At 41.3% G+C, this 17,351-nt stretch carries 13 protein-coding genes; 10 read left to right on the top strand and 3 right to left on the bottom strand.

All coding sequences use genetic code 11. The features are described from left to right. Window positions 1–10: 10 nt before the first annotated feature. Window positions 11–1,678: a GLPGLI family protein gene (locus WKR92_RS05450; protein WP_375556806.1), complete on the top strand. Its 1,668-nt coding sequence runs from the start codon at window positions 11–13 to the stop codon at window positions 1,676–1,678. A gap of 73 nt (window positions 1,679–1,751) precedes the next feature. On the opposite strand, the gene WKR92_RS05445 is transcribed toward WKR92_RS05450, so the two are convergent. Further along, window positions 1,752–2,120, bottom strand: coding sequence for a hypothetical protein (locus WKR92_RS05445; RefSeq protein WP_375556805.1), 369 nt, complete (start codon window positions 2,118–2,120; stop codon window positions 1,752–1,754). 144 nt (window positions 2,121–2,264) lie between these two features. Between WKR92_RS05445 and WKR92_RS05440 the strand changes: the two genes are divergently transcribed. Beyond that, on the top strand, window positions 2,265–3,695 hold the full coding sequence (locus WKR92_RS05440; protein ID WP_375556804.1) for an arylsulfatase: 1,431 nt from the start codon (window positions 2,265–2,267) through the stop codon (window positions 3,693–3,695). Window positions 3,696–3,711: 16 nt separating this feature from the next. Here WKR92_RS05440 and WKR92_RS05435 read toward each other — a convergent pair whose 3' ends face one another. Further along, window positions 3,712–4,581: an AraC family transcriptional regulator gene (locus WKR92_RS05435; protein ID WP_375556803.1), complete on the bottom strand. Its 870-nt coding sequence runs from the start codon at window positions 4,579–4,581 to the stop codon at window positions 3,712–3,714. Window positions 4,582–4,738: 157 nt separating this feature from the next. Here WKR92_RS05435 and WKR92_RS05430 point away from each other — a divergent pair, with 157 nt between their 5' ends. The 6 genes from WKR92_RS05430 to WKR92_RS05405 are packed head-to-tail and all read left to right on the top strand — an operon-like array spanning window position 4,739 to window position 11,597. Next, a complete protein-coding gene (locus WKR92_RS05430; protein ID WP_375556802.1) occupies window positions 4,739–5,086 on the top strand; it encodes an L-rhamnose mutarotase in 348 nt (115 codons plus the stop codon). Beyond that, the gene (locus tag WKR92_RS05425) at window positions 5,083–6,741 is read left to right on the top strand and encodes a UxaA family hydrolase (protein WP_375556801.1); all 1,659 of its coding nucleotides are present in this window, start codon (window positions 5,083–5,085) and stop codon (window positions 6,739–6,741) included. The genes WKR92_RS05430 and WKR92_RS05425 overlap by 4 nt, the downstream gene beginning before the upstream one ends. An 8-nt stretch (window positions 6,742–6,749) precedes the next feature. Then, window positions 6,750–7,514 carry an SDR family NAD(P)-dependent oxidoreductase gene (locus WKR92_RS05420; protein ID WP_375556800.1) on the top strand — a complete coding sequence of 255 codons (765 nt, stop codon included), beginning with the start codon at window positions 6,750–6,752 and terminating at the stop codon, window positions 7,512–7,514. Between the two features lie 26 nt (window positions 7,515–7,540). Continuing rightward, on the top strand, window positions 7,541–8,389 hold the full coding sequence (locus WKR92_RS05415; RefSeq protein WP_375556799.1) for a fumarylacetoacetate hydrolase family protein: 849 nt from the start codon (window positions 7,541–7,543) through the stop codon (window positions 8,387–8,389). A gap of 3 nt (window positions 8,390–8,392) precedes the next feature. After that, window positions 8,393–9,202, top strand: a complete 810-nt coding sequence (locus WKR92_RS05410) for an SDR family oxidoreductase (protein ID WP_375556798.1) — start codon at window positions 8,393–8,395, stop codon at window positions 9,200–9,202. A 43-nt stretch (window positions 9,203–9,245) separates the two neighbouring features. Then, the gene (locus tag WKR92_RS05405) at window positions 9,246–11,597 is read left to right on the top strand and encodes a glycoside hydrolase family 95 protein (protein ID WP_375556797.1); all 2,352 of its coding nucleotides are present in this window, start codon (window positions 9,246–9,248) and stop codon (window positions 11,595–11,597) included. A gap of 91 nt (window positions 11,598–11,688) precedes the next feature. Here WKR92_RS05405 and pncA read toward each other — a convergent pair whose 3' ends face one another. Further along, entirely contained in the window at window positions 11,689–12,426 is a 738-nt protein-coding gene (gene pncA, locus WKR92_RS05400; RefSeq protein WP_375556796.1) for a bifunctional nicotinamidase/pyrazinamidase, read from the bottom strand. A gap of 411 nt (window positions 12,427–12,837) precedes the next feature. Between pncA and WKR92_RS05395 the strand changes: the two genes are divergently transcribed. Both WKR92_RS05395 and WKR92_RS05390 read left to right on the top strand, forming a co-directional pair. Then, on the top strand, window positions 12,838–15,804 hold the full coding sequence (locus tag WKR92_RS05395; RefSeq protein WP_375556795.1) for a SusC/RagA family TonB-linked outer membrane protein: 2,967 nt from the start codon (window positions 12,838–12,840) through the stop codon (window positions 15,802–15,804). Window positions 15,805–15,878: 74 nt separating this feature from the next. Further along, complete coding sequence (locus tag WKR92_RS05390; RefSeq protein WP_375556794.1) at window positions 15,879–17,348, top strand: RagB/SusD family nutrient uptake outer membrane protein; 1,470 nt, start codon at window positions 15,879–15,881, stop codon at window positions 17,346–17,348. The last annotated feature ends 3 nt before the right edge of the window (window positions 17,349–17,351 follow it).

Raw genomic sequence — 17,351 nt, 5'->3', positions numbered from 1 at the left:
TATTATCAACATGAGATTTTTTCTTTTATTATTATCGTTTCTCGTTACGTTTTCGGTTCAATCGCAAAATACTGATTCCGTTGTTAAGGTCAGCTACTATAGAAGCTCTAACGGTAAGCTTTTGCAAAATCAGGATCCAATCATTTTGTATACATCGAGTTCTCAGACAGCCATTGCGTCGGAAGCTATTATTAATGGTAAGGGCGCGCGTCCTTTTGAACGCTTTTTTGTCGACCGCGCCAACAATAGTTATATTAAACAAGCATTTCTTCAAAACGGTAAGCAAATTGTAATGAGCGACCCAGACTTGTTATCGAAGCATACTTTTACGATCACGGAAGAAAAAAAAGAAATACTTGGTTATGAGTGTACAAAGGCAGTTACTTCAGTTAACTCCAATACAATAGAATTATGGTTTACAAATGATCTTCGCGTTAAAGGGGCGCCTACTGAATTGGGACAGAATTTAGGGCTGGTTTTGGAGATGGTAAGAAACGGGAACTATGCAGTTACCGCGCAAGAAATTGAATATATAGATAAGATGCCGGAATCACTACAGCTGCCAAATATTGAAAATTCGGTTGATGATCTGAGTTATAAGGATCTATTATGGAAAAGTCGTTTTGTCAACCTCTCCATATTTGATAACGAACAGATCAATTTTATTGCTGACCCTAAGTCGGATAGTGTGCTTCGTTTCGCAAATGGTACTATTATTCTCAAAAAAGTAAAGATACCTCACATTGAAAACGGCAATAGCATTTTTGTGGAATTGGTAGAAAAGTCAAATGGAGACGCATATGATAGAACTGGAACTGTATTTATGATCCCGACAGACAATGGCATTTCGTTCCTGGATGGGCTGAAGAAGGGAGCCTCGGCTCTTCCCATTTATGAGAATGGAAACGGTAAGAAGTATCAAGGTGTGGTTCGGACTGATCAGTATACACCTTTAGTCGAGCTTATGCGGTTCTTTACACCTTTTGGTGTAAAGCAATTTAATCATATACAATTAAAAGGCAAAAATTGGCAAGATAGTGTTTCCTATAGGCATGATGTTACCGAATTTGCACCACTTTTAACTGACCGAGAGGCATGGATAGGTGTGTTTATTGGTAATTATGACGGAGGAGGACATATAGTAAGTTTGGATTTAACTATTCATCCTGGGCGGCCCGATGATTCTCAATCCCAGCAAATAGTTCCGCTATTCAATACCCTAAATGTAATGGAAATGGCTGGGCAGGAATACGCTACCATGTTTGATGTGGAAAAGGGATTAGAGGTCAAGTTTACGCTTCAGAAAGACATGAAAAATGCTAAACTCCGTTTCATTACTACGGGACATGGAGGTTGGGGGAATGGCGACGAATTTGTTCCAAAAGAAAATACGATCTACCTCGACGGCAGCGAAGCTTTCAGTTTCACGCCCTGGCGAACGGACTGTGGATCTTATCGACTGTATAATCCGGCATCAGGTAATTTTAGCAATGGCTTATCATCTTCGGATCTGAGCCGTTCAAACTGGTGTCCTGGAACCTTGACAAGTCCTATTTTTATTAACCTGGGAGACTTGAATGCAGGAGAACATACTGTCAGAGTACAAATTCCACAAGGTGCACCTGAAGGGACAAGTTTTAGTTCTTGGAATGTTTCAGGGGTTCTGATTGGTGAGTAGAGGTACTTATATAATAAAAAAGAGGCTGGACAGCCTCTTTTTTATTATATAAGTATTGTTTGTTGTTGTGTTTTTATTCAGCGCCTTCGTTCGCTTGCATTGGCCAACCCGGGTTTTGATAAATAACCGATGTGTTAACATCGCCTGGAGTCTCACTGGTAATAATAAAGTGTTCCATAGCGATTGGCTCTAAGTAATGCGCCGGATGCCAGCTGTAACCATTTTGGACAAAGTTACTTGCATTAAGAATTACACGGTAGGGTCTTAAGTAATCGCTTTCCTCGCTGCTTGAAACGTTGGCAGTTTGACCTGACGTGCCCTGCTCCACCAAGTTGTCATACCATTCTTCCATGGGTCCGAATACTTTGAATCCTTCAATGATATAAGGGTCACTAGCAAGTTGATCAAGTGCTCTCCAGCGTTTTAAATCTGCATATCGCATGCCTTCTGCAATAAATTCGGTTCAACTTAATAAAAAGTTAACATATGAATGCAAACTAAAGAGTAGAACGTCGGTAAGTCTTGAACCAAGGAGTTTATTCCTTGTTCAAATTAAATGTATATTCGAATCCTAAAACTACAAACCATGCCATCATTCATTAAATTGCTAGTGCTACTCACGTTTACTTTATTGGCCACGGCATGCTCCGAGAAAGTTCCAGCGGAGCAGACAAGCCCAAACATCATACTTATTCTTGTTGATGATCTTGGGTTTGGAGATATTAGTATTAATGGACAAAAATATATTGAAACACCCAACCTGCACCAGATGGCTCATGACGGAATGGTGCTTTCTCAATTTTATGCTGGTAGCCCGGTTTGCGCACCATCTCGCTCTGCCTTAATGACTGGTATGCATACAGGTCACACTCATATTCGGGGAAATAAAGAGATACAGCCCGAAGGGCAAGAACCGATCTTAGACTCCTTGACGACAATCGCAGAAGTGTTAAAGTCGAGCGGTTACAAGACTGGTGCTTTTGGTAAATGGGGCTTAGGATTTGTTGGTACAGAGGGTGACCCTTTAAATCAGGGGTTTGACCAATTTTATGGTTATAATTGTCAAAGACAATCACATCGCTATTATCCTCCACATTTATGGAGTAATGACACGCGAATAGAACTTCCAAACAACAATCCGCAGAATGCAGATGGTTATGCGCCAGATTTGATTCAAAAGGAGGCTCTCGGTTTTATCGAGTCCAACGCTGATAAACCCTTCTTCTTATTTTTACCTTATACGTTGCCGCATGCGGAGTTAGTCGTTCCGGAAGATAGTTTATTTCAAAAATACAAGGGGAAGTTTGAGGAAGTCCCTTACCATGGGAATGACTATGTGCCCGGCGAGGCTCGCACGGGCTATGCTTCGCAACCTTATCCAAAAGCTGCTTATGCTGCGATGGTAAATCGAATAGATGTTTATGTGGGACAGGTCATGGCAAAGTTGGTAGAATTAGGAATTGATGAAAATACTTTAGTTATATTCACAAGTGATAATGGGCCGGCCAAAGAAGGCGGTGCCGACCCAGATTTTTTCGATAGTAATGGTATATACCGAGGCTACAAACGTGACGTTTACGAAGGAGGGGTTCGCGTACCATTTATTGCCAGATGGCCAGGGAAGATTGCGTCTGGAGCGACTAATACCCATGTCAGTGCTTTTTGGGATTTGCTGCCTACATTCGCGGAAATAGCTGATGTAGATGTTAAGCATAAAATAGACGGGCTTTCTATTTTGCCTGCCTTGATCGACAAAGGTGAGCAGCAGGAGCATTCCTATCTTTACTGGGAGTTCCATGAACAAGGTGGGAAACAGGCAGTTCGTAAGGGCGATTGGAAAGCGGTTCGACTAAATGTTAAAGATAACCCAGACGAGGCAATTGAACTTTATGATTTGAAAGAAGATCCTGAAGAACAAAAAAACCTTGCATTGCAGTATCCTCATATTGTTGAAGAGATGGCAACAATTATGGACGAAGCACATGTTGAGAGTGATATTTTTCCTTTTATAAGGTAAGAACCTTTGTAGTAATCTATTTCCTTATAAGATCCTTTTGGAAAGTTAGCGGGCTTTTTTGTGTTATTGTTTTGAAGTTTTTATGAAAACTGGCGAAGTTATTAAAGCCGCTCTCATAGCAAATTTGCTTTACGCTAAGCTTATTTTCAACAAGCAGTCTACAGGCGTGACCGACTCTGATTTCGTTCAAAAAACGTGAAAAAGTTTTCCCGGTCCGTGATTTAAAATATCTACAAAATGAGTTACTACTCAATCCTGCGATAGCCGCTGGCTCCTCTAACGATATCTTTCGCTTGAAATTATTGATTGCGAAGTTGTATACCATATTGATCCGGTCGCGTTCGTCTTCCTCCATATGCAAGTTGAAGCCTTTCGAAGAAATGGTGATTACCTCTTCAGATTCGGCCAAAATGCTAAGAGTCTCTAATAATAAGATAATTCTTTTCATGTCCTTCGCGCTTGCCATTTCGTTGATTAGTCGGATGATCTTACTTCTCATCGTTCCTCGTACCTCCAGACCTCGTTTAGCACGTTCAAAGAGAGCTCTTAGTTGTATATTCTCAGGTAAGTTGATAAAGGTATCACCCCAAAAGTTGTTGTTAAAATGAATTACATGTACATCCGCTTTATGTTCATCTGGTTTCTCGAAAAAGATAGTATCAAAACGCCAATAATGAGGAAGGTTGGATCCTAGCAAAACAACGTCACCCTTATCGAAGTTGCCAATGTGATCACCGATAAAGCGGGTACCTTTGCCTCGCTCGAAATATATGAGTTCAAGCTCATTATGATAATGCCATCTATTATTTACATGAGGAACATCATCGCGCCGTATGCTAAATGAATAATGCGGTCCGGTGGGGACTTGTAGTAGTTGAGGTTTCATGCTGTTTTACTTTAACAATTGTTAATGTAGACTAACAAATTAATGTTTTTATTCTTTAAAAGCTCGTTTATTACAAAAGTAAGTTAATATTGTTGAGTGATCGGTTAATTGCATGTAAGTTTTTTCTGGTTTTAATTCTTTAATTTGTATATAAATTATGAAAAAATATGCACTAACTCTCGATTTAAAAGATGATCCCACGCTCATTCGCGAGTACATCGCTTTACATGAGAATGTGTGGCCCGAGATAAAAAGTTCGTTTAGCCGGTCAGGCATTCATGACATGATCATCTACCGGTTTCATACGCGATTATTTATGCTCATCTATACAGAAGATGATTTTAGCTTCGAAAAAAAGGCGCGTCTTGATCAGTCAGATCCGCAAGTTCAGAAATGGGAGACCTTAATGGGTGGCTATCAGCAAAGTTTACAGGATGGAAATCCAGATGAGAAGTGGCAGCTTATGGAAGAAATTTTTAATTTAAGAGATTCGGAAGAGATATGAATAAATTGACTCAATATTTGCAGATTCATCCTGCAGATAATGTATTGGTGGCCCTACAAGATTTAGAAGAGGGGCATAACATATCGTTTAATGGGATAGAGTTTAAGCTTCCGAATCGTGTAAAAGCTAAACATAAATTTTCACTGTATGATCTTCCCCAAGATAGTGAGATCCTGATGTACGGTGTATTAGTAGGTAGAAATAAGAATGAATTAAGAAGAGGCGAGCTGTTGACTACGCTAAATACCGAACATGCGACGGAGGAGTTTACGCTTAAGGAAAGAAAGCTGAATTGGAATATTCCTGATACAGATCGTTTTTCTGAGCGGACTTTCAAAGGATACGTACGTAGTGATGGGAAAGTCGGTACTGCAAACCATTGGTTAGTGATACCATTGGTCTTTTGCGAAAATAAAAATATTGAGGTGCTGAAAGATGCATTGAAGGAAGAATTGGGCTATCAGGCTATTAAAAATTATCAAGCAGAGACTCGGCAACTTATTGAGCTTTATCAAGCAGGTAAGACCATAGAGGAGATTATTTCGGTTGATCTCGACGGCTCCGAAGATGTTCGAGGATCAAAGAGGATATTTAGAAATGTTGATGGAGTTAAGTTTCTAACACATAGTATGGGTTGTGGAGGAACGAGGTTGGATTCAGACTCATTGTGTGGCTTGCTGGCTGGCTATATCACTCACCCCAATGTGGCGGGTGCAACCGTTTTGAGCTTGGGGTGTCAACACGCACAGGCATCGATTTTGAAAAAGGAAATCTATGCGAGGTGTGCGACGTTTGATAAGCCTTTGTATATACTTGAACAGCAAAAGTATGGAACGGAAGAGCGCATGATACAAGCCGCGATTAAATCCACGTTCACTGGCCTAATGCAGGCTAACCAACACGAGCGCCAAGATGCACCACTCTCAAAATTAACTATTGGGCTAGAGTGTGGCGGCTCTGACGGTTTTTCCGGTATTTCAGCTAACCCAGCCGTAGGTTATGCGTCGGACTTATTGGTCGCGTTAGGCGGTAGTGTAATCTTATCCGAGTTCCCCGAACTTTGTGGTGTCGAACAGGAGCTGAGCGACCGTTGCGTGGACGAACAGACAGCATTAAAGTTCATGAATTTAATGAAGAATTATAATAAGAGAGCGGAAGAAGACGGTTCAGGTTTTTATGCAAACCCATCTCCTGGCAATATTCGAGATGGGCTGATTACCGATGCTATCAAATCGGCCGGCGCAGCAAAGAAAGGAGGGACCTCGCCCATCGTTGACGTTGTAGACTATCCGAACGTGTGCACTAAACCGGGTTTGAACTTACTATGTACTCCCGGCAACGATGTGGAGAGTACAACAGCTGAAGTGGGCGCCGGTGCGAATGTCGTACTTTTTACTACGGGATTAGGAACACCAACAGGAAATCCTGTTGCTCCAGTAATTAAGATCTCATCGAATACAACGATCTTTGAGAAGATGAATGATATTATTGATGTTAATTGCGGTACGATTATCGAAGGGGAAGAGTCCATCAAAGAAGCGGGTGAGCGGATCTTAGATTACGTTATTTCAGTGGCTTCTGGCGAATTGCAGCCTAAAGCAGTACAACTGGGGCAAGATGACTTTATCCCGTGGAGACGTGGGATTTCTTTATAATAACCGTTATGTTTAAATTAAAAGATAAAATAGTAATAATCACCGGAGGGGGTAGTGGAATTGGGCGAGCAATGAGTTTGTTGTTCGCGGAAAGTGGTGCCGATGTCCGTATTTTTGATTATAATACCGATAATGCGTCCTCCGTTGTCGACATGATCATGAAAAAAGGAGGTACTGCGCAAGCGTATAACTGCGATGTTTCGGATCAAGATCAAGTGGTTTCTTTGCTTAAAAGCTTTGAACGGGTCGATGTATTAATTAACAATGCAGGAATTTCAAATATAGGTCGCGCTGATAACACGTCTGTAAGCGACTTTGATCAAGTGTATCAAGTGAACGTAAAAGGCGCATATAATTTATTATATGCCTGTTTACCTATTATGATGAAGCAAGAAGGTGCTTCAATCATAAATATGGCGTCTATAGCTGCACATGTCGGCCTGGCCGATCGCTTTGCCTACTCAATGAGCAAAGGAGCGATTGCTGCAATGACATTGTCCGTCGCCCGGGATTATATTGATTATAATATCCGTTGCAATAGCATTTCTCCGGCACGGGTGCATACACCGTTTGTCGATGGCTTTATTTCTAAAAATTATCCAGGGCAGGAGGAAAAGATGTTCAAGGATCTGTCTGACAGTCAGCCCATAAAGCGAATGGCAAGACCGGAAGAGATCGCCGCTTTAGCCTTGTATTTGGCGTCCGATGAAGCAAGTTTTATTACAGGAAGCGATTATCCGATTGATGGCGGATTTATAACTCTTAATAATTAAAATATTCAAACCTTAAATAGAAAGTCATGAAATTAATAAGATATGGTAAGTTAGGGCAGGAAAGAACAGGGGTTCAAATAGATGGTAAAAACTTCGATACCTCAGGTTTTGGAGAGGATTATAATGAAGCTTTTTTTGCGAGCGGAGGTTTAAAGAGATTAGCCGATTTCGTGGCGAATAATCAACTCGAAAAGTTAAACAGTGATATTCGTATTGCTAGTCCTATCGCAAGACCCTCGAAAATTCTTTGTATTGGTCTGAACTACAAAGATCATGCGGCAGAAACGGGCGCTAAGATTCCCTCTGAACCTATCATTTTTATGAAATCAACGACTGCTGTTATAGGGCCGGATGATGATATTATGATACCCAAAGGTTCGACAAAAACGGATTGGGAAGTTGAGTTTTGCGTGGTTATAGGCAAGAAAGCAAGTTATGTCGAAGAAGCGGATGCCGAGGATTATATAGCAGGCTATTTACTGCATAACGATGTATCTGAGCGGGAATACCAACTAGAGCGTGGTGGAACTTGGGATAAAGGGAAAGGATGCGATACTTTTGCTCCATTAGGCCCCGTACTGGCTACAAGAGATGAAATAAAAGATATTAACGATATTGATATTTGGTTGAAGTTAAATGGTGAAATTGTACAGAAGAGTAATACGAAGAACCTAATTTTCGACGTTCCTTTCATTATTTCGTACGTTAGTAAATTTATGACCCTTTTGCCGGGAGATATTATCTCTACAGGTACACCTGCTGGCGTCGGCTTAGGAATGAATCCTCCAGTCTATTTAAAGCCGGGTGATGTTCTTGAATTAGGGGCGGATAGTTTAGGCGTTCAAAAACAAAACGTGATTGCATATAGACCTTAGTTTATGGACTTAGCATTAAAAAACAAAGTTATAATTGTTACTGGTGGCGCAAAGGGGATTGGAAGATCCATTTGCTTGACCTTAGCTCAAGAAGGTGCCATTCCGGTTATCGTGGGAAGGAATGATCTGGATAATCAGAGTGTACTGGAGGAGATCATAAGCTACGGAGGAAGAGCACTTGCCGTTAAAGCGGAGTTGACTAATCCAGCAGATTGCAAACGGGCAATTGACGAAACACTTTCGGCTTACAACCAAATAGATGGTCTTGTAAATAATGCGGGGCTCAATGATGGCGTGAGTTTAGAGACTGGGACCTATGATGATTTTGTACGGAGTCTGCACCGAAACGTAATCCATTATTATATTATGGCACATCATGCCCTGCCTTCGCTAAAGCAAACGAAAGGTGCCATTGTCAATATCAGTTCAAAAACGGCTGATGTGGGACAAGGCAGCACATCGGGTTATGCGGCATCTAATGGTGGCCGAAATGCACTGACACGCGAATGGGCTGTAGATTTAGCGAAATATGGTATTCGTGTTAATGCGATTATTGTTTCAGAATGTTGGACTCCGCAGTATGAAAAATGGATTGAAACAGTTAGTAATTCTGAAAGTAACGAAGCTCTGCGTAGAATAACCGAAAAAATTCCTCTTGGAAACCGGATGACCCAATCGGATGAAATCGCGGATACTGCAGCATTTCTTCTGTCGAACCGATCAAGCCACACTACAGGGCAGCTTCTATATGTTGACGGCGGGTACGTTCATCTGGATCGAGCGATAAAACCATTAGGAGGGAACGGAAAATAGATTTATCACAAAATAGACCTCAGGAAAATAAGTCTCAATTATTATGAAGTGTTATATTAAGTACGCTGTTTTGCTACTTCTTTTATGTTGGATCGACATTGCTCAAGGACAAAATAGACTGAGTTTATGGTATGATAAGCCGGCGACCGATTGGATGACCGAAGCGCTTCCAATAGGAAATGGATATATGGGTGTTATGTTTTTCGGTGGAATAGAAAGTGCGCAGTTGCAGTTTACGGAAGGCTCCTTGTGGAGCGGAGGGCCAAATTCTAGTCCAGACTATAATTACGGAAATAAACCAGGTTCATGGAAATATCTTGACGAAGTAAGAAGCTTGATCAGGGACGGCGAGTTGGAGAAAGCAAATGAGCTGGTAAAGGCGCATTTCACCGGAGTAGGACCGAAAACGACGGATGGCAAATCTGATTGGGGAGACTATGGCGCACAACAGACAATGGGTGATTTATTCGTTAGTTTGGATCATGGTTCCAAAAACCTATCGGACTATAAAAGAGAACTTGACATTAGCAAAGCAGTAGGTACTGTAAGTTACAAAATAGGTTCAGACACGTATAGGCGAGAATATTTCGGAAATTATCCAAGTGGTGTGATGGTCTATAAGTTTTCTTCTAGTAAACCCACTCAATACACCATCCGTTTCCAGACTCCACACGTGGTGGACCAAGAAGAATATACAAATGGAGTTTGGCGTTTTGATGCCCATGTTAATGATAATGGACAAGCGTTTCAAACTGCGTTTAAAATTATAACGGATGGTAGGGAAAGCTATCGAGAAGGTCTGCTAACAGTCACGGAGGCTAGCTATGTCATTGTCTATCATACGGCTGCAACTGATTATAAATTGGATTACCCGACGTATACCGGTAATGCTTATAAAGCAATCGTAAATCATCGATTTAATAAAATAGAAACACTGGATTATGATGATATATTCACACAGCATATCCGAGACTATCAAGGTCTATTTAATCGTGTATCGATTTCACTCGGAAATAGAAAAGTGAGTGAGTTGCCCACCGACGAAAGACAGCGAAAGTATTTCGAAGGAGCAGATGACTCGGCTCTGGAGGAACTTTATTTTCAGTACGGCCGATACCTTATGATTGCCGCATCGCGGCCCGGTACAATGCCCATGAACTTGCAGGGTAAATGGAATAACAGTGTTAGTCCTCCTTGGGCAGCTGATTATCACATGAACATCAATCAACAAATGCTTTATTGGCCTGCAGAAGTTACAAATCTGGCTGAATGTCACGAACCATTATTAACCTATATCGAGAGTTTGGTTGAACCTGGTACGCAAAGCGCAAAGGACTTCTTTAATACGCGCGGGTGGGTGGTAAACACAATGAACAACGCCTATGGATATACTGCACCGGGCTGGGATGTTCCATGGGGCTTTTTTCCAGGGGGAGCTGCGTGGTTAGCACAACACTTGTGGGACCATTACGAATTTGGCTTGGATACCGCCTACCTGAAAGACCAAGCCTATCCAGTGATGAAAGCTGCATCATTGTTTTGGATGGACTATTTAATTGAGGGCGAGAATGGATTTTTAGTATCCTCCCCTTCGTATTCCCCGGAACATGGCGGTATTTCTGGCGGTGCGTCGATGGACCATCAAATAGCTTGGGACGTTTTGAACAATAGTATTAAGGCTGCAAAGATTTTGGAAGATAATAAGTTTGTAAAGGAAGCTGAAGCTGTCAAAAAGAAAATTCTACCACCTGAGATCGGAAGCTGGGGGCAGTTGCAAGAATGGAAAGAAGATGTAGATGATTCTACAAGCCGACACCGTCATGTTTCTCATTTATTTGCCCTGCATCCCGGTCGACAGATTTCACCATCGGAAACCCCAGATTTAGCAAAAGCGGCGCGTGTAACCTTAGATGCACGAGGAGATGATGCAACTGGCTGGTCTCTTGCGTGGAAGGTCAACTTTTGGGCACGATTAAATGATGGAAACCGAGCCTATAAACTGTACAGGATGATAATGAAGCCTTCGGGAGCTGGTGGTTCTGGTTCGGGATCCTATGCTAATCTCCTGGATGCGCACCCACCGTTTCAACTCGACGGGAATATGGGAGCCACTGCAGGTGTGGCCGAAATGTTGCTCCAGTCTCACACCGGTGAAATAGCTATCCTACCAGCACTTCCTGCTGTCTGGTCTACAGGTCATGTAAAAGGACTACGTGCTCGAGGTGGTTATACGCTCGATATCTATTGGGAAAATTCGGAATTGAAAAAGTTGGTTATCAATGCAGAAAATGCAGGAGACTGCAAATTGTCCTATTTAAATATAGATATGATTGTCCCAATGGAGGCTAATTCTCGTGTTGAGATAAAATTGAGTGATTTCGTAAATAATAAGTGACATTTTTCTTGCATAGTCATGACAGAAGAGATTTGTATAAGTGTAATATGTACACTATATTTGTTCTTTCATAATTTAGGTTTATAATTGGTTAGTAAAGGTCTCCATTCTCCCCGTTTGGGGACCTTTCTTTTTTCGATATAAGCTTGCCCCCTTTCTTTTTAAAAAGCTGTATTTTTTTTTCGAATCCGTCGGGATCAATTGCTCTCGTCCCGTCCAGAAGTATTTCTGCTTGGAAACCAAGTTCTAATGCGTCCATAGCAGTATAGTAAACACAAAAGTCAGCCGCCAATCCGCAAACCGTTACCTGTTGCACCCCTCGTTCTATGAGATATCCTGCTAAGCCGGTAGATTTCTTATGACCATTATCAAAGAAGGCACTGTAGCTATCAATTCGTTTGTTCGTTCCTTTCCGTACAATTAGCTCAATCCGATGGGTCTCTAGGTCGACCGAAAACTCGGCCCCCTTGCTTCCCTGAACACAATGGTCCGGCCATAAAATTTGTTGAAGACCGTCTAGGTCGATGATGTCCATGGCATTTTTTCCTGCATGATTAGAAGCAAAACTAGCGTGGTCTACCGGATGCCAGTCCTGCGTGGCTACTATGAGATTAAATTCGGATTGTATCTTGTTTACAACGGGTAACACTTCGTCCCCACCCGCAACAGCCAAAGATCCCCTTGGTAGAAAGTCGTTTTGCATGTCTACTATAATGAGTGCTTTTTTAGCTTGGTCGTTTGTGCTGTCAGTATCAAAATATAAGCTTTCCTCAAAATCATATTCTTCTTTGAGTCGTCTTACTAGTGGCGGTGGAAATATATTGCTCATAGTATGAAAGGTACAAAAAAATAAGTACATGGTATCTGTTTCCACAGCACCGGACCCTATAGCCGCTTTCTCGGAACAGCGAAACGATTAATATCTTATTGTTATTTATACACTATCCTTGTTAAATTGTTACAATTTGCATATGACGAAAATTACGCAACCGTTTGTTCTTTAGTTATGAAAATTGCGCAACCGTTTGTGTTGGTAATGCCCTTGTGGGTTTGTGTTTAAATCTATATACTCGCAGTATAAGTATGACATAAATTTACATAGTATATAGAGGGAACAGTTACATTCTAACCAATTTTTAACATCAAAATAAAAGAAGGAAACCCCTTTCTAGGTGAATGTTTTTGATTCGAAATTACAAAACGACTTACAACTATAAACCGGATAAATACAACTAAACATATGATGAAACAATCAATGGTTTGTGCAATATCATTAAAACACTACCTCATTTGCATGATGCTTCTGGTTCCTTTTTTCGCTCTAGCTGAATTGAGTCCACATCGTAGCGTCCAACCCGACACCCTAATGACTGACACATTGGATGAGACAGGTCTTGAAATTCTAAAGAACATCAATACCATAGCTGTTAAAGGAGTGCGTGATTCATTGTCGCTGTCCGATGTTCAGACGACGCCCTTTGTTTCTTTGCAACAGTACCTAAAAGGGAAAATTGCAGGATTATATGTTCAGGAGAACAGTGGCGAGCCTGGGGTCAACCAATCGATGATGGTCAGAGGGCTTGTTGCTCCTGTTTTTAATTCAAGAGACATCTATAATCAGCAGCCAATTGTTTATTTGAATGGAATTCCACTCATTCAAGATCATCCGTATGCTTACGATATTCAAAAATATGATTATAACAGAATTGGCCCTGCTACTAACTTGTTGTCTTCGATCGACCCTAGTAATATAAGTTCAATCGAAGTAATTAAAAATCCGTTAGAGTTAGCTAAGCTAGGCCCGATGGCAGCGAATGGTGCGATCTGGATTAGTACAAAAAATGCACAGTCAGGATATAGGCAGATAAGCATAAATAGCTATTACGGTATGGCTGCTCCTGAAAGTATAACACCAACTAATGCAGATTATGAAGATCGCTTTAGGCAACCATTTTATGGGAAATATGCGGGTAATCAAGAAGCGTTGAATTATGCTGCATATCTTCGAGACTCAACTAATTCCGACTATTATGGGCCTTCAAGGTGGGATGAATTATACTACCAGGCAAAACCTTTATACACGGTAGACATGAGTCTGACAGGCGGGTCGGAACGAGCGAATTTTCGTTTTTTTGGAAGCGCAATGAAAAACTCTGGCAATGCCGATGAAACTAGCTTGAGTCGATACAATGCGTCGTTTTATATTAACATGGCCCCGTTTGAATGGTTAACGATCTCCAGCATGGTAAATGCTGTTCGTATGGATCGTGATCGGAATAGGAATATGAGAGACCGCTATGCAGAAACCCGTTATTTACCGGACTTAAGTACACCTCTTCCGCCGAATAAAGGAGTTTATGGAGCGTTCCTTAATGAATATGATAAGGCCATTGATGACAACATAAATAATATAGCCCAAGGGTACCTCTCATTGAATTTTAAATTCAATGAGAATTTCAACTACGTAAGTCGTATGTCTGTGGATTACAATGAGGGGATCCGTGACGTATTTTGGCCGTCTACATTAATGGAGACTAACAACTTTGTCTCGAACTACTTTGGATATAACCAGCGGTTAGTTTTTAGTAATACTTTGACGTATCGAAATGATATTAATGAAAAGGAATCTATTAGCCTAGATTTAGGACAGGTATGGTGGTCGGATACTCATAAATATAATTACGCGACGGCCTATAACGGCCCTAGTGATTTTATTAAGATTAATGTGGTAGAAGGAAATCCGGGCAGCGGAGACTATTTAACCCCGCAAGGTTTTCTTGTTCATCGTTATACAGATCGTGAACGACTCAAAATGCTGTCATTCTATGGAAGTGCAAAATACAAATATGATGACTTGTTGACTGTTTCTGCTGTGTTGAGAAGCGATGGATCATCCAATCTAACGCCCGACAATCGATGGTTCTTTAGTCCGGCATTGAGTACGACCTTGAACCTTAAATCAATGATCGCTAAAGATTCAAAAATTGATGCGTTAAATGCTACCTTGTCAATTGCGAGACTAGGCGAGACCTTCCAAACCGACCGATATGCTTTCGGTCCCCAATACAGAGTTGACTTAGGGTGGTCACAAGAACCAACATTGTTTTCTTACAATGCTATCGCGGGCATATCTAGGCCATATACACAGGGGTGGGTAGGTTACGATATTTCTAACCCATATTCTGATCAGTTGGACATTACGTTAGACGGATCTTTCTGGGAGAATAGGCTGAGCGTGTCCGCCACCGCTTATACGAATACCTATGAAAATATGATCTTGCACATCCCAGTGCCAGCTGAATATGGCTACACCGGTAAGTATGCTTCAGGTATGGCTGTTAACAATAAAGGGGTTGAAGTGCTTCTCTCAGCGCAGCTTACGCAGAAGCAGGTTAACTGGATATCTTCAGTTAATTTGGGCTTTAACAAAAACCAGTTGAACGCTCTCCCCGAAGGACTGGATGAAATTACAATTGATAATAGAAAGCTTAAAGTGGGCGAGCCGATTGATCAATTCTGGTTATATGAGAATCGGGGGATTTATGAAAGCGATATGGACATTCCGGTAAACCCTCAAACTGGCGAGAAGCTCTCGTTTAAGCATATACCTTTAGCCGGGGGAGATCCGCAATGGATGGATCTAAATGGCGATTATTTAATTAACGATGAAGATAGGGTGTTCAAGGGTAATATGATGCCGAAGCTTACCGGAGGGTGGACAAACGAGATTAAATATAAAAACTGGGATTTTGGAGTACAGCTATTCTTTGCATTAGGGCATGATATTTTAAATGCTGAAGCGGCCAATCAGTATGATTTTATCAATAGGGAACAATCGAATGATATTAACTCCATCAGAGAAATTTATTCATGGCAACAGCGTTTAGACCTCACGAAATACCCAATCTATAATCCTTGGAGTCCAGTTGTGCCCTATCGTATTGAGCAAGATCTCTTTTTAGAAGATGCGTCCTATTTAAAGGTTAGATCGGCAACACTCGGGTATGAACTTGGCAACACGCCGTTTTTCAAAAACATAGGCGGGAGTTTCAAGCGGTTGTATGTATATGCCACGGGCGCAAACCTGTTAACAATTACACCATTTAGCGGGGCTGATCCAGAGTTGGTTAGCTTAATGGGACAATACTCTGGTTATGGTTTGCCAATTCCGAGAACGTTTATCGTCGGATTTAAAATTGAATTGTAAGAAATAGACATATGATACTTAGTAAAAAATATTTATTAAATAGGACAACGTGTCTTGCGTTATTGACAGCTATAATGATGAGCTCCACCTCTTGCAAAAAAACACTGGAGGTAGATTCGACACATTTGGCGACCGAAGGTTTACAATGGAAGAGTATCACTGACACTCGTTCGGCTTTAATCGGAACTTATGGATTGTTTCGGGCCGCGTTAGCTGATAATAATGCTCATTGGTTGTGGGGCGAATTACGTAACGGAGACTTTGTTTCCTACTCACGATCGGATTTAAGTGCAATTAATACCGGGAGCCTAAACGCTGCTTTCCCTGTCGTTGAGCAGCTGAAGAATTGGCGTAGGTTTTATGCAGTGATTAATAGTGCTAGCCTCTTTATTGAGCGTGCACATGAGGTGCATGAAATTGATCCGCTCTATACGGAAGTAAACCTTAAAATCGATATTGCGCAAGCTCGTGCATTGCGTGCTTTCGCATATTTTTACATGGCTAGAATTTGGGGAGATGTTCCATTAATCACCTCTTCGCATGATAACGGTTCCTTCGAGGCAAGACCAAGAACGGACGAAGCCACGGTGCTCGCATTTGCTGAGAAAGAGTTGCTTGCGGCTGCTCAAGAATTACCATATAAGTATGGAGTAGCGCCAGCAGAATACTATAATGAAACCGAGGGCAGATGGAATGGTGTTCTTCTTACTAAAAATTCTGCATATGCAATATTAGCTCACATTGCCGCTTGGTCCGGAAATTATTTAAACGCCGACGCCTATACCGAATTTGTAATTAATAATTATACGAAGTCTGGTATTGATTATTCAACAATCGAACAATTAACCTCTAGCGATCAATTTTTTAATGGTAAGAATGCGAAACAGATTGTTGCATTTAATTTTGTCGACGGTCATGGAGAGTCGACTGCGAGTGGGCATATTGAGCAACTTACACTTGCACAACCTTTAGTATTAAAACAAAACCCAGAGATTTTCGTGCCTAAAGATAGCATCTCTGTGATTTTTAATGATCCAGAAAATCGCGATATAAGATTCGGTATCGATACCGTTTCTGGCTTAGTTAGAACAAACTATTTTACGAATTATAGCGGTGCAACCCCGATCTTCAGTAAGATCAAAGTTTTAAGAGGTGGAAGTACGGAAGGCAACTTTGCTATTTTCAGTTCAGCCATTGTATTCACTAGGTTAGAGGAAATTATTTTACTGCGGGCCGAAGCTTTAACAGCTTTAGGTAAAATTGAGGAAGCTTTGCCACTATTAAACTCGATTCGTAACCGTCGATCCTTAAGTTCCATAATAACTGATTCGAGAGAAGAGTTAATTAACGAAATTTTTGGAGAGCGAAGACGAGAGTTAATGGGCGAGGGACATCGTTGGTATGATCAAGTCCGCTTCCATCGACTCATGCAGAGCGACCCTGAATTTAGCAAATTAATAAATTCAGGAGGGGTATACTGGCCTGTAGCGGACCAAGTATTAAAGAATAATACAAGTCTTTCCCAAAATGCCTATTGGGATTAAAAA

Origin of the sequence: Albibacterium profundi, from assembly GCF_042159835.1 — a bacterium.
In the GTDB taxonomy this organism is placed as follows: domain Bacteria; phylum Bacteroidota; class Bacteroidia; order Sphingobacteriales; family Sphingobacteriaceae; genus Albibacterium; species Albibacterium profundi.
This window is presented reverse-complemented; position numbering and strand designations above follow the sequence as displayed.